Raw genomic sequence first — 14,504 nt, 5'->3', positions numbered from 1 at the left:
CTGCCAAACATTGATCAACGGTATTCGGTGCCGAGCATCCCCCATTCCGAAATCCGCTCTCCCCGAACGAGCTTCCGACTATTTGCGCAGGTCAGAACCCTTCATACGTCGATTCGATCGCGAAATACGATGGACGGATCGAAATATTCGATACGAGTCGGCGGCAGCCGTTCTCATCGATACCGTCGGCACGAAAACTCCCGTGTCGAAAGGTATGTCGCATGCACCTGACAATCGTCGGAAATCGAGCCGGTATGCCCGCCGACGGCGCAGCCAGTTCGGGCTATCTGGTCGAAACCGGCCAGTCGAGAATTCTGCTCGACTGTGGTCCCGGGGTCGCGGTGATGCTCGGCAACTACCTGCACGCGAGCCTGCTCGACGCGGTGGTGATCAGCCACCTGCATCTGGATCACTGCTACGACGTGCTGCCCATCGGCAAGCAGGCGATGCGCAGAGCCCCCGACGCCCCGGACCGCCGGATCAAGCTGTTCGTGCCGAAAGGCGCTCGCGCGAGACTGGATCAGCTCGCCGCGCTGTTCCCGGTGAAGACCTTCCCCGACCTGAATCGAGCATTCGACCTGGCCTACGAGGTCATCGAGTACGAGCGCGGCGCAACGTATCCGCTCACCGACTGCAGCATCGAGTTGGTGCCCATGGTGCACACCGAACCCGCCTGCGGGATCCGGATCGAAAGTCCCACCGGCAGTATCGCGTTCACCGGCGACACCGGCTGGAACGACAACCTGGTCGCGCTCGCCGCCGATGTCGACATCTTTCTCGCCGAGTCCACCCTCGCCGAGCCGGATCACACAGCTCACGGCCATCTGTGCGCCACCGAGGTCGGGCGGGCCGCCGCGGCCGCGGGTGCGCGCTCGGTGGTACTGACCCATCTCGGCTCGGCGCAGCCGCAATGGCAGCAGGCTCGACGCGACGACGTGGCCGCGGAGTTCGACGGGCCCGTACACCTGAGCCGACCCGGCATGCGGTTCTCGGTGCCCGCCGAACAGCCGAGCTGAGCCCTACACCGCGACCGTCAATGTCGCGAGGCCGCGCAGGTTGATCCGGCCGTTCCAGGTCTGGTCGACCACCGCGGCCTCGGGAAAGCGGGTCACGAAGCGCGGGAACACGATCCGGGCTTCCATCCGGACCAGGGCGGCGCCGAGGCAATGGTGGATGCCCGCGCCGAGCGAGACGTTCTGGTGCGCGTTCGGCCGGTCCAGACGCAATTCGTCGGCGTCGGGGCCCCAGAATTCCGGGTCCCGGTTGGCGGCGGCCAGCGCGCCGATCACCCAGCTGCCCGCCGGGATCTCGTGCTCGCCGACGCGCAACGGTGTGACGGTGATCCGGCGCATCAGGTGCACCGGGGTGTCGAAGCGCATCAGCTCGTCGACGGCGCTCACCGCCAGGTCGGGCTCGTTCCGCAGCCGCCGCGCCTGGTCCGGATGCTGCAGCAGCGAGCGGATTCCGCTGCCGAGGTGGGTCACCGTGGTCTCGTGGCCCGCGATGTAGAGGAACATCACCTGCGAGATCAGCTCGTCCTCGCTGAGCATGTCGCCGTCGTCCTCGGCGCTGATCAACGCGGAGAGCAGGTCGTCGCCGGGGGTGGCGCGCTTCCAGCGGATCAGCTCACGAACCATGCCGAACAGTTCCTGGTTGGCGGCTCTGATCTGTTCCTGGGTCTCGGCGCTCGCGAACGGCTCGAACACCAGCACGATGATCGCGGTCAGCTCGCGCAGGCGGGTGTGCTCGCCGACGGGGATACCGAGCATTTCCGAGATGATGGTGAAGGGCAGCGGAAAGGCCAGTTCGGCGATGACATCAGTGGTGCCCGCGGCGGCGATCCGGGCCAGCGCCTCCTCGACGAGTTCCTCGACGCGCGGCTGCAGCGATTCGATGGCGCGCGGGGTGAAGGCCTTCGACACCAGCCGCCGCAGGCGGGTGTGGTCGGGCGGGTCCTGGTCCAGCATCGACAGCCCGCCCATCACCCGGCTCTCCTTGCGGACCTCGGCACTGCCGCTCTTCCACGCGGGCAGATGCCGCAGGTGCGCCTCGTCGACCGAGTGCGCCGAGCGCTGTAGCGCGGCCACATCGGCGTGCCGGGCGATGATCCAGAACCCGAGCGGATGTTGCTGCGCGGGTCCCGCGGCCTGCAGCTGGGCGTAGTGCGGATAGGGGTCGTCGATGAATCCCGGTGCGGTGGGATCGAAGACGTAGGTCTCGGTGCTCATTCCAGGTACCGCTTTCTCGCTGCTGCTCGCATGATTTTTCCGCTGCTCGTCTTCTGCACGGTGTTCGGCGCGGCGAGCACCACATCCGCCACGGCGAGTTCGTGCTCCTGCGTCACCGCGGCCCGGATGGCCCCCACGATGTCGTCGGCGTCGGCATCGGCATCGGCATCGGCATCGCGCTCGAGCTCCTGGACGACGACCAGCTTCTCGCCGTCGCGCCCCGGTACCGCGAACGCCGCGCCGCTGCCGGGTCGCAGCGCCGGGTGCGCGCGTGCCACGGTGTGCTCGATGTCGTGCGGGTAGTAGTTGCGGCCCCGGATGATGATCATGTCCTTGAGCCGGCCCACCACATACAGTTCGTCGTCGACGATCAGGCCGAGGTCACCCGTGCGCAGGTAGGCGCGCTCGGCATCGTCGGCGATGCGAGCTTGGAAGGTCGCGGCGCTCACCTCGGGCAGGCCCCGATAGCCCTGGGCCACATGGTCACCCGCTACCCAGATCTCGCCTGCCCGATCCGGCGGGCAGGGCTCGCCCGTCTCCGGGTCGACGATGCGCAGCGACTCACCCGGCAGTACCACTCCCGAGCCGACGAGCGTGCGCCCCTGATCCGCGGTGGCCGCGACGTAGCGCCGGTCGGCGAGCGCGTCGATATCGGCGTCCAGCAATCGCGGACCGCGACCTTTCCCACTGGCCGACACCAGCAGGGTGGCTTCCGCGAGCCCGTAGCACGGGAAGACCGATTGGGCGCTGAAACCCAGTGGGGCAAAGGTTTTCGCGAACCTGTCCAGGGTCTCGGCGCGGATCGGTTCGGCGCCGTTGAAGGCGACCTTCCAGGAACTCAGGTCGAGATCGGGCAGCTCGCCCGCCGCCGCGCGCGCGACACAGGCATCGAAGGCGAAATTCGGGCCGCCGCTGGTGTGCGCGCGATAGCGCGAGATGGCCTCCAGCCACCGCAGTGGCCGCCGGATGAACGTGGTGGGCGACATCTGGATACACGTGGCGCCCACATACACCGGTTGCAGCACATTCCCGATCAGGCCCTGGTCATGGAAGAAGGGCGCCCAGCCGACGACGGTGGATTCACGGTCGTGGCCGAAACTGTGCCGGATCATCTCCTCGTTGGCCACCAGGTTTCGATGCGTGACCATCACACCCTTGGGCGCGGAGGTCGACCCGGAGGTGTACTGCAGGAACGCCACGGAATCCGGATCGAGGACCTCCGGCACGAAAGCAGTTTCCGCCGTGGGCAATTCGTCGACGGCCAGCCACTGGCGAGCCGTGCACACCGGTTCGAGCACCGATCGCAGGGGCTCGAGCACCGCGCCGATCGTCAGCACGGCCGTGGGCGCGCAGTCGGCGACGACAGCGCGGGTCGAGTCCTGCACCTTGCCGCGACGCGGCGGATTCACCGGCACCGCCACGATGTTCGCGTAGAGGCAGCCGAAGTAGGCGGTGATGAACTCGACGGACTGCCCGAAGACGAGCAGGGCGCGATCGCCCGGCTCGCACCGCTCGCGCAGCAGGCTCGCCACCGCCATCGCCGCGTCGTGGAGTTCGCGATAGGTCGTGGTGGTGTGCTCGGCACCGTTGTCGTCGAGGAAGATGTAGGCGATGCGGTCCGGCTCGTCGACGGCGCGACGCGCGAGGATATCGGGAAGAAGCTGCACGTCGGTCCTCAGGTCAGGGCGGCGGTCATGATCGCCGCGATCGCCGCGCGGTGTCGATGGTGGAACAGGTGATCACCGGTGAACTCGTGCGTGGCGAACGGGCCGTCGGTCAGTGCGCCCCAGGCCCACACCTCGTCCGGATCGGCGATCGGGTCCTCGGTGCCGTAGAAGGTCGTGATCGGGCAGCTGAGCCGGGGCTGCGACCGGTGGCTGTACTCCTCCGACAACTCCAGGTCCGCCCGCGTCAGCGGCAGCGCGTACCGCAGGAAGCTCGCGCTGCGGCCCGCCGCGCCCCACGCCCCCATCGCGGCCATCGCGTCGGCGAAGTCATCGTCGGGCAGGCGACGCAGGACCGCACGACTCGCCGCCAGGTGCGGTGCGCGGCGACCGGACACGAACAGGTGGATCGGTGGCCGATCAGCGAGGGTCAGCGCGCGAGCCAGTTCATAGGCGATCAGCGCGCCCATGCTGTGGCCGTAGATCGCCACCGGCGTTTCACCCGATTGTGTTATCTGGCCGGTCAATTCGTCGACCGCGTCGCCGACCCGGCGCAGCGGCGGCTGCTGCGCGACGTCCTCGCGGCCGGGGAGCTGGACGCGAACCACCCCGATCTCGGGGCCGAACAGGTCGGGCCAGCGGTTGAACGACGACGCCCCGGCGCCCGCGTGCGGAATGCACACCAGTCGTACCGCCGCGGGCGCGGTGTCACTGCGCAACCATGATTTGACCAGTCCGGTGCCGGTCATGATGCCCGCCGCACATCGACGGGAAGGCTCTTCAGACCGCGCACGATGAAACTGTGGTCCTGCCACTCGAGTTCCGCCGACCGTGATTCCAGGTACTGCGAGCGGACGAACAGGTACTCGAAGGCGACCTTAGCCTGTAGTTCGGCGAGCAATCCGCCGAGACAACCGTGCATACCGTGGCCGAAGCCCAGATGTCCACCGCCGGTGCGGGTCAGGTCGAACTCGTCGGGCCGGGTGAAGACGTCGGGGTCGCGGTTGGCCGCGCCGAGGCACACCAGGATCTGCTCGCCCGCCGAGATCCTGGCCCCGTCGAGCTGGATATCGCGGGTGGCCAGGCGTTTGGTCAACTGGAGCGGCGGGTCGTAGCGCAGTGCCTCGGTGACCGCCGCCTCGACCGACTCCGGTCCGCGACGCAGCAGCGCCGCCTGCTCGGGATTGCGCAGCAGGGCGAGTGTGCCGTTGCCGATCAGCGATTTGGTGGTTTCGTTGCCCGCGACGAAGCACATGATGCAGACGAACACCAGCTCCTCGTCGGACAGCACATCCCCGCCCCCGGTCCGCGCGGCGAGCAACTGGCTGATCAGATCGGTGCCAGGCCGGGCTCGTCGCTGCGCCAACACCGCGTCGATGGCGGCGGCGAACTCCTCGACCACCGCGCAGACCCGCTCGAAGTCCCCGGCTTTCATCATCCCGGGTTCGAGCAGGAATCGGATGTCGTGGGTCCACGGCCCGACTCGGCCGCGCAACTCCTCTGGCAGGTCCATCCACTCACACAGCACCGCGACCGGCAGCGGCGCGGCCAGATCGGCGATCACATCGAAGCCACCGTCGCGCCAGGCCCGCTCCATCAGGTCGCCGGCGACCCGGGTCACCAGCGGTCGCAGCGATTCCACCGACCGGGCGGTGAACACCCGGTTCACCAGTCCGCGCAGGCGCGCGTGATCGGGATTGTCGGTGAACACCAACGACTTACGCCCGAGACGTTCGATCTGCTCGACGCTGCAATGGCCGAGCCGCTCGGCCTGCCGGGTCACCAGGCTGGGGATCAGCCCGGCGCTGAACGAGCGATCGTGCAGTACGCCGCGCACCTCGGCGTGCCGGGTGAGCACCCACATGCCGAGCGTGCGGTGCACCGGTTCGGCCTCACGCAACTGCTGGTAGATCGGATACGGGTCGTGCCGGAATTCGGCGCTGAACGGGTTGAACCGCACCCGGGTCCGGGCGGGCGCGACGGGATCGGCGACTGCGTGGTCATGCCGACCGCACCGGATGGTCGGTGAAGAATCCGCTGCGATAGGGCACCAACACCAATCGCAGCAGGCCGATCTTGCCCATCCGGAAACCGAGCGCCGAAAGTTTCAGGTAGCGCGCGTAACGCGCGACCACGTCGGCGCCGACGAGCTCGGTGGCCTCGGCACGGTTCGCGCGCAGCCTGCGCGCCCACTGCTCACACGTCCAGGCGTAGTCGAGACGACCGTTGCTGAGCGAGCGCACCTCGAACAGTCCCTCGGCTGCGGCGGCGATCTCGGCCAGGGTCGGCAGGTCGGCGTCGGGGAAGATCTCCTGCTGCATGAAGACGCTGGCCTGGTCGCGAGACATGTTCGCGTAGGCGATGGTCTGCAGCGACAGCGTGCCGTCGGGCTCGAGCCAGTCCCGGCAGCGAGTGAAGAAGTCCCGGTACACGCCGATCTTCTGTTCCGGCGAGTCATCGGGGGTGGCGAAGTGCTCGAAGGCGCCGATCGAGATGATGCCGTCGAATCGGGTGTCCGGCTCGTAGTGCACCCAGCTCTCGGTCCGCACTTCGACGCCGGGGTAGGCGCGCGAGCGGACGAACTCGGCCTGCTCGGGGCTGAGCGTGAGCCCGACGGACCGGGCGACCCCGGCTTTTGCCGAGCGTTCGAGGATCGCGCCCCACCCGCAGCCGATGTCGAGGACCGAGGTGGCATGCTCGGCGTCGATCGCGTCCAGGTGGTATCGCAGTTTGCGGTCCTGGGCGAGTTCCAATGTGTCATCGGGATTTTCGCGCAGGGCGCAGGAGTAGGACAGCGACTCGTCGAGCCAGAGGCGATAGAAGTCGTTACCCGCGTCGTAGTGATGACGGATCGCTGCGGCGGCCGCGGTGGACCGCTCGGTATGGACCGACATCGCTACCCCACACTCCGCCGGCTCTGCTCGTGCAGGTAGGCGGCGACGGCGTCGAGGTTGGGGTTGTCGAACAGGTCCTCGGGCGCCAGATCGACGCCGTAGCGGTCCTCGACCTCGATGAGCAGCGCCACGGCCAGCGCCGAGTCGATGCCGAGGCGATCGAAATCGGTGGCCGGGTCGATGGTGGCGGCCGGTACCTCGAGCAGACTCGCGAGGTATTCCTGGCACCAGGTGACAATGGCTTCTTTACTCGTATCCATGGTGAGAATTCCTTAGATTCGCTTGGCTGCCATGCGTTCGGCGGAGGGCATTTTCAGGTCCCAGGCGAGACCACAGAATGCCAATGTTCGAATGAGCCAGAAACCGGGGTCGAGCCGATACCAGTCCAACCCGAAAGAGGGCGACTCGGGAAACGCGTGGTGATTGTTGTGCCACGACTCCCCCAGCGTCGCCAGGGCGAAAACACCGCCGTTGTGGCTGTTCTCGCGGGATTCGTACCGGCGGGTGCCGAACATGTGCAGGAACGAATTGATCGCCCAGACGATGTGCTCGAGAACGAAGATGCGCACCAGCCCGCCCCAGAGCAGGCCGGAAACGGCGCCGGTCCAGCTCATCGTGACCAGGCCGCCGATCACGGTCGGGATCAGCAGCCCCAGCCCCACCCAGTAGTAGTAGAGGCGGGCGATACGGACCAGGTTCCGGTCCTTGATCAGATCGGGCGCGTAGTGCACCACGTTCGGATATTCGTGGCGGCGCATCCACAGGAAATGCGAGTGGGCCAGGCCGCGCAGCGCCCCACGCAGGCCGTCACCGGCGAGGTTGGGCGAATGCGGATCGCCTTCGCGATCGCTGTACTCGTGGTGGCGCCGGTGCAGCGCGACCCAGGAGATGACCGGGCCCTGGCCCGCCATCGAGCCGAGGATCGCGAGCACCCACGTCACCCACGGCGCCGCTTTGAACGTGCGGTGGGTGAACAGCCGGTGATAGCCGACCGTGACGCCGAGCCCGGTCAGCAGCCACATCCCGAAGAGCAGGGCGAATTCCAGCACACCGAAGGGCCGGACCAGCAGGAAGGCGAAAGCTACGACGGTGCCGATGATCGGGAGAATATCGAACAGCAGGAAGTGACGTCGTTGCAGTCTATGAATATAGGGACTACTGATCGTTTTTCTGCGCGGATCGGGATTCATTGCTCAATTCACCTCAGGCGGTATAGAAACCGGGCGCAACATTATTACCGTAACCGGGGTTCAACGGTCGGCGACGGCGTGTGACAATTGCCGATCGTCGGATCGGAATTGTTTATGACGGACCAGCGACAGCGCCACACTCAGCGCGCCGAAGCAGATAGCGAACATCCAGATGCGATCGGCCCCGAAGATCGCGATGACGGCCCCGCCGATCGCCGAGCCGAGTGCGGCGCCGAGATACAACGCCGACCCGTTGAGCGACAAGAGCATCGGCGCCTGCTCCGGGCTCGCGTCGGCGATCATGCTGTGCTGCTGCGCGGGCAGGAACGCCCAGCCGACCACACCCCACATCGTGACGAAGGCGACGGTGGTCGCCAGGGTCTGCGCGGCGATCGGCTGCCACGTCAGGTTCACGGTGAACAGTGTCAACGCGCCGAGCAGGACCGGCCGGGCACCGAATCGGTCGACCAGCATGCTCCCGCCCCACAGACCGACGATCGCCCCGACGCCGTGCGCCATGATCAACGTGCCGACATGGCCCGCGCCCACCCCCTGGGCCTCGACGAAGATCGGGCCCAGATAGGTGAACATCATCAATCCGGCGGTCATCGCCGAGATCGTCACCGCGAGCCCCAGCCACACCGGTGGGTGCCGCAGGGGTGCGAGCCGCTGTCGCAGCGACACCACGGGTGTGGCCTCGCCCGCCGGAACCGTCAGTGCCACACCGACAGTGGTGATCAGCGCCACCACGGCCACGGCGACGAACGCCATCCGCCACGACGACAACCCGGCGACCCACACCCCGAGCGGCACGCCCGCCACGGTGGCGATCGAGATGCCGCCGAGGATCACCGCCAGCGCCCGGCCGCGACGATCCGCCGTGGCCATGCCGGCCGCCGCCGCGGCCGCCAAGGGGACATAGATCCCCGCGACGCACCCGGCCGCGACGCGCGCCACCGCCATCACCCCCGGCGCCCAGGCCACCGCCGCGAGCAGATTCACGACGGCGAACAGCGCGGTCGCGGCCAGCAGCAGCCGCCGGGGCGAGCGCACCCGCAGCACGGTGACCACGACGGGCGCGGCCAGGGCGTAGGCCAGGGAGTAGCCGGTGACGAACAGCCCGGCACCGGTGATGGAGACCCGCAGGTCGGCCGCCATCGGCGCCAGTACCCCGGCGACGAGGTAGTTGTCGGTCCCCGCGCAGAACGCGCCGAGCGCTAGCACCAGGACCGGTAGCCACCGAATCGACGACGGCGCGGCATCGGTGACGGTCACCGAATACCCCGGCGCCTCACCAGGGTCGGGCGCCGGCATCGCGCAACTCCACGGCCACATCGATGAGTTCGTAGATCCGCATGCTCGGTTTCCAGACGCTCGCGTCGGCGATCACCCGGATCCGGCCCGGTCGCCGTTCGACGCTCTTGATGTGCACCTCGAGGGTCATCAGCTCGTCGCTGGCCAGGATCTGCCCGCGATACCGCCACGACAGCGACACCCCGACCGGGAGCACGAATTCCGGCGCGACCAGCTCGGCGGCGAGACCGGAGTCGACCGTCCACTCCTGCATCGCCTGGATCACCGCCTCGACCCCGAGCGAGCCCGGCATCACCGGGTCGAGGTAGAAGTGGTAGCCGAAGAACCAGTCGTCGGCGGCGACCGGACGGGTGGCACGCAGGTAGCCGAGCCCGTAGGTGCCCGCGCTGTCGACGGTCTCGATGCGGTCGAGCATCGCCAGATGCCCGACCGCGCACGGCATGCCGGTACCCGCCGCGCGTCTGGCCGCCACGTCGATCACGCGGACGTCGGGACGTCGGTCCTGGCTGTCGAGCCAGGTCGGCACGAGCTCGCCGTTGTCGAGTCCGTTCTGGTTCGCCAGCGCCGGGGCGTTGAAGAACCCGAACAGCGACTGCCCCGCGTAGAACGGTTCACCGTCCACCGAGAGTTCGTAGGAGAACGTCTGCAACACGACGCCGACCAGGACGGTGGTGTCGGTCAGCCTGCTCGTCTGCTGAATCGTCTTGTCCCGCAAGTCGACTTCGCGCAGGACGGTCGCAGAGCCGTCGAGATTGCGCAGGCTGAAATCCTCCCCGGGCGAGGTGAGGGTCGCGCCGAGGAAGTAGCCGAGCAGCAGCGCCGATTGCAGCGAGGTCTCCATGTAGACGACGTTGGGCATGGAGGCATCGGCCGACTCGAGGTAGTACCAGGAATCGGCGGGCGAGTCGTACTCGGTGTGCGAGCTGCCCGCGTCGAGCTGTCCGCGTCGTCCGTCGACGGCCATGACCCGGTCGCAGAGCTGGAGTCCGTGGTTGGGCATGCGGGTGGCCCTGCGGCCGGCGTAGGCCGAGAACTCCGGGCCGAGCGCGATGCCGAGATCACCGCGGGCGCTGTGGGTCATGTGGAATTCGCCGAGCAGCGCACGCTGACCGAAGGCGTTGCGGCGGCCGAGGAATCGGGGAATCTCACCGCCGGCCTCGGGACCGATCGGCAGACCCGATTCCTCCGCGACCTCGAGGGTGAGGCCGTGCACGCGCGCCACCACTGCGCCCGCACACCGGATCTCGGCGTTGATCCGGAGCCAGGGACGCGGGAGCAGGTCGATCTGGACCACGTCGGCGATCAGCTCGACGGTGCCTGTCATCGGCGCGGACACGGTCACCTCGAAGGGTTCCCCCGCCTGGAATCGGGCCCCGGCCAGGCACAGCTGCAAGCCCGCGCGCACCGCGAAGACCTGGGCGGCCTGCCAGGTGAGCTCGGTTGCCGCGGTGACCGGATCGGGGCCGTCCACGCGGCAGGTGGCGCGCAATCGCCCTCTGGCCCATGGCCCTTCACGTCCGGCGATCTCGAGCACCTCGGTGAGGGTGGCGTGGGTGCCGTCGGTCAGCCGGATGTCGGGGTTGACGCCTTCCTGGTCGTAGGCCGGACCGAAGACAGCGGCTATCTCGCCCCTGCCCAGCGCCGCGAGGTCGGCGCCGTTCAGCGTGGTGATCGGCGTGCGGGCGAGGAACTTGAAGGCGTTCATGGTGGTCGCGGGCGCAGGCAGCTCGAAGACCACCGGGTGCCCGGGCGCCGCGGAGACCGCCAGACCGGTTGCCGGCGTGTAGTCCACCATCACCGCGAAGGACTGTTCCGCCCAGGTGGGCGAGGCGGGAGCGATGTCCGTGTCGGTCCGGGCGATGTGCTCGCCGCGACCGAGGCTCGCGAGCGTGCGCCGCTGCAATGCGGTCTGCACATCCATCGCCGACAAGTGCGCCGTCACCAGCTCGGACCGGACCTCGTGCAGGAGGGCGGAAATGGGGTCGACAGGCATGTCGCCCGCCGGTGCGGGGGCCGAAAGTGCCGGTGCGGTGGTGTGTCGCACCGCGGGCACCGCCGGGCTCGGCGACAGGGCCTCCGGTGCCGTAGCCGGCGGGGATGACGGTGCAGGGGCGGGGCTGGTGGCCGGCTCCAGTGCCAGCGACCAGGCGAGGACGTCGAAGGGCTCACCGTCGAAGTCGAGGGTGTCCAGTGGTGTGATGGTCATCGGATCTCCATTCCTCACATCGACGATGCTCACGCGCGCTGCTCGCGCAACCGCACGGCCTCGGCGAACTTCTCGGTCATCTCCGGAGTGGCGATCACGGCGAGATCGGAGTAGCGCTGCAGCACAGTGCCGTTCGGAGCACACGCCGTGACGGTCACGGTGACCTCGGTGCCGGTCGCGTTGGCACGCAGGTCGTCGACCACCAGCACGAACGAACTGTCGTCGGGCAGGGGGGCGAAGTACTCGATACGCCCGATCGACAGCGGCAGGCAGGCCGAGTTCATGAACCACACACCGAGCAACGCGCCGGCCTGGATCGCGACGTCGGCCAGCACCGGACTGTGCAGTGCCCCCGCGTAGTTGCCGGTGCCGAGGCGAGCGTCGGGGAGCTTGCCTTCCACGACGAGGCGGCGGTCGGCTCGTTCCAGGATGCGGCGCACGCCCTGCAGCAGCGGCCCGTGGAACAGGTCCGCGGCACGGTAGACGTCGAGCCCGTTCTCCGGTCCCACACCGATCGCGTAGCCCGGCCAATCGGAAACGACGGGGGCGGGCCATGTTTCAGCGGCGAGGAGGAAGGTACCGGTGAAGTGCGACGGCGCCAGTGTCTTGCCCGGTTCGTCGCTGCGGATCCAGACCGTGACGCTCAGGCGATCGTCGACGACGATCCCCGCATGCGCCTCGAGCCGGTAGGAGCGTTCGTCCTTGCCGTCGTAGACGATGCCCCGCAGTACCTCGAAGCCGGTGCATTCCACCACCCGCAGGCCCGGGTTGGCGCGCTCGAGCACATTGATCGCCCAGCCGAGTCCGGCGGCCGCCGGGAACACCGGGAACTTGCCGACTCGATGATCACCGATCACCGCATCGCCGGCCAGCGGCGCGAGATCACGGTGCGTGGTGAAAGAGCTTGTCGGGGTAAGGGTCACGGCCGTGGCCAGCGGTGCCGCGGGACCGACCAGCACCGACACGTCGTCGGCTCGACCGGGGGCGAACTGTTCGGCGAACATCCGGGCTCCGGCGTCCATCCCGAGCAGCGCGACACCGCGGGCGAGGAAGACTTCGCGCAACTGCGGAGTCACCATGCCGCCGTCCCACGCACCCCAGTTGACGGTGGTGACGTGGCCGGCCAGACCCTGCCGTCGCCAGCTCACCGCCGCCCGGTTGAGGGCTTCGTTGGCGACCGCGTAGTCGGCCTGACCCGGATTGCCGTACACCCCGGCCACCGACCCGAACAGGATGAGGTGCCCGAGCGTGGCCTCGCGCAAGGCGGTGACCACGTTGTACAGCCCGTCCAGCTTGGTCGCGAGGACGAGGCGGATGTCGTCGGCCGTCTTGGCGGGGAGCAGGGAATCCGCGAGGGCGCCTGCCCCGTGCACGATGCCGGTGATCCGGCCCGCGTCCGGCGCGAGTGCCCGCGCGGTGGCTTCGGCGTCGGTGATGTCGACCGCGAGGTAGCGCACCCGTGCGCCGGTCTCGGCCACCGCGTCGACGGTCGCGCGGATCTCGCGCTGTGCCAGCAGGTTTCGGGTGAGGCGGTCGACCTGCTTGGGCGTCGGCTGCTCACCCGCGGCGCGTACGGCGGCGATGGCGGCGGCCTTGAGCGCGTCGTCGGCGACGCCTGCCGCCCACTCCGGCTCGTCCTCGAGTTCGGTGCGGCCGAGCAAGAGGAACTCGCACGGCTTGCGAGCGGCCAGTTCACGAACACACCGCGCGGTCACTCCCCGTGCGCCACCGGTGACAACGAGAACCTCGTCGGTGGTGAGGGCGAGTTCGGTGGCCGTGGCCGTGCTGTCGACTGCCTGCGGGCGCAGTGTCCAGCGGGTGTGATCGGCGTCGACCCCGACTTCGCGAGCGTCGATCGCGGCGTCGTCGAGCTCGGCGAGGAAGGAGACGATCAGTGCCTCGTCGGTCAGGTGCGGCGAGAGATCCAATGCCCGGCAGAACAGCCCGGGCGCTTCCTGCGCGAGGGTCTTCACCAGACCGCTGACCCCGCCGACAACGGCGGCGGCGGCCGCTCGTTCACCGCGGTGGCCGAGCACGCCGTCGATGCGGGTGAGCGTCACGAACGCCGCCCGTGTACCGGCTTCGGCGGTCGCGACCAGGCGGTCGTGCACCAGCGTGGCGGTGTGGATGGTATCGGCGAGCCGATGACCGCCCACCAGCCACTGGCTGTCCGCGGGCAGGACGGTCAGGCACAGATCCAGCCGCGCAACATCTTTCAGCGCGGACTCGATCGCCCCCCGCACGGTGGCGCCGTCCCATTCGGCTACGCCGGCATCGTCGCGGGCCGCGACGGCGGCCGTGTGCACGGTCCAGCCCTGCTGTTCGAGGCCGGTCGCGAGAGCCGCCGAGGTGGTGTCACCGTGGTCGAGGATCAGGGCCGTCCGCTCCGCGGCGTAGGGCTGGGAAAGGCGGTCGATGTCGGGAAGTGCGACCGGCACGATCCGCAGCAGCACCGGATCGTCTTCGATCCCGTCCTGGCTGGATCCCGGCTGAAACCCGTGTGCACCGGCGGCTTCCGACCCGCCACCGACCGTGGGGACAGCCGGGGTTGCGGCGGGAGCGGCGGAGCCGGCGACGAAATCGACGATGTCGTTCAGGGTCCGCAGTTCCGCGACCTGCTCCGGACCCACGGCAGGCACACCATCGATACGCTCACCGACCGCACCCATGATCTGAACCCGCTTGATCGAATCCACCCCGAGATCGGCCTCCAGATCCAGCGACAACGCCAACATCTCCGTCGGATAGCCGGTCTTCTCCGAGACGACCTGCACCAACACCGACCACACCGCGTCGGCATCGACCGCCGATTCGGTCGCAGGCGCTACCGGTGCCGAAACCACTGACGCAGCAACGAAGTCCACGATGTCGCTGAGCGTGCGCAACTCCGCGACCTGCTCCGGACCGACAGCGGGCACACCATCGATACGCTCACCGACCGCACCCATGATCTGAACCCGCTTGATCGAATCCACCCCGAGATCGGCCTCCAGATCCAGCGACAACGC

General features: G+C 68.4%; 11 protein-coding genes. 1 reads left to right on the top strand and 10 read right to left on the bottom strand.

The features are described 5' to 3' along the window. Positions 1-221: 221 nt before the first annotated feature. A complete protein-coding gene (locus ACFVVI_RS02730; RefSeq protein WP_387442729.1) occupies positions 222-1,016 on the top strand; it encodes an MBL fold metallo-hydrolase in 795 nt (264 codons plus the stop codon). A gap of 3 nt (positions 1,017-1,019) precedes the next feature. Here the strand turns inward: ACFVVI_RS02730 and ACFVVI_RS02725 are convergent, their stop codons facing one another. The 10 genes from ACFVVI_RS02725 to ACFVVI_RS02680 all read right to left on the bottom strand — a co-directional run. Beyond that, positions 1,020-2,228, bottom strand: coding sequence for a cytochrome P450 (locus tag ACFVVI_RS02725; protein ID WP_387442727.1), 1,209 nt, complete (start codon positions 2,226-2,228; stop codon positions 1,020-1,022). Continuing rightward, positions 2,225-3,895 carry a fatty acyl-AMP ligase gene (locus tag ACFVVI_RS02720; RefSeq protein ID WP_387442725.1) on the bottom strand — a complete coding sequence of 557 codons (1,671 nt, stop codon included), beginning with the start codon at positions 3,893-3,895 and terminating at the stop codon, positions 2,225-2,227. The genes ACFVVI_RS02725 and ACFVVI_RS02720 overlap by 4 nt, the downstream gene beginning before the upstream one ends. A gap of 8 nt (positions 3,896-3,903) precedes the next feature. After that, on the bottom strand, positions 3,904-4,641 hold the full coding sequence (locus ACFVVI_RS02715; protein WP_387442723.1) for a thioesterase II family protein: 738 nt from the start codon (positions 4,639-4,641) through the stop codon (positions 3,904-3,906). Further along, positions 4,638-5,852: a cytochrome P450 gene (locus tag ACFVVI_RS02710; protein WP_387442721.1), complete on the bottom strand. Its 1,215-nt coding sequence runs from the start codon at positions 5,850-5,852 to the stop codon at positions 4,638-4,640. Before ACFVVI_RS02710 ends, ACFVVI_RS02715 begins: the two co-directional genes overlap by 4 nt. 40 nt (positions 5,853-5,892) lie before the next feature. Next, entirely contained in the window at positions 5,893-6,786 is an 894-nt protein-coding gene (locus tag ACFVVI_RS02705; protein WP_387442718.1) for a class I SAM-dependent methyltransferase, read from the bottom strand. A 2-nt stretch (positions 6,787-6,788) separates the two neighbouring features. Continuing rightward, complete coding sequence (locus ACFVVI_RS02700; protein WP_056810906.1) at positions 6,789-7,046, bottom strand: acyl carrier protein; 258 nt, start codon at positions 7,044-7,046, stop codon at positions 6,789-6,791. A gap of 12 nt (positions 7,047-7,058) precedes the next feature. Then, positions 7,059-7,976 carry an acyl-CoA desaturase gene (locus ACFVVI_RS02695; RefSeq protein WP_378988908.1) on the bottom strand — a complete coding sequence of 306 codons (918 nt, stop codon included), beginning with the start codon at positions 7,974-7,976 and terminating at the stop codon, positions 7,059-7,061. 60 nt (positions 7,977-8,036) lie between these two features. Next, positions 8,037-9,290: an MFS transporter gene (locus ACFVVI_RS02690; RefSeq protein WP_387442715.1), complete on the bottom strand. Its 1,254-nt coding sequence runs from the start codon at positions 9,288-9,290 to the stop codon at positions 8,037-8,039. Further along, the gene (locus ACFVVI_RS02685; protein ID WP_387442712.1) at positions 9,268-11,496 is read right to left on the bottom strand and encodes a beta-ketoacyl synthase; all 2,229 of its coding nucleotides are present in this window, start codon (positions 11,494-11,496) and stop codon (positions 9,268-9,270) included. The genes ACFVVI_RS02690 and ACFVVI_RS02685 overlap by 23 nt, the downstream gene beginning before the upstream one ends. Before the next feature lie 29 nt (positions 11,497-11,525). Then, on the bottom strand, positions 11,526-14,504 hold a 2,979-nt coding region (locus ACFVVI_RS02680), incomplete at its 5' end, for an SDR family NAD(P)-dependent oxidoreductase (protein WP_387442710.1).

The organism is Nocardia sp. NPDC058114 (assembly GCF_042884695.1).
Classification (GTDB): domain Bacteria; phylum Actinomycetota; class Actinomycetes; order Mycobacteriales; family Mycobacteriaceae; genus Nocardia.
Note: the sequence above shows the minus strand (reverse complement) of the source record. Positions and strands in the feature narration are given on the sequence as shown.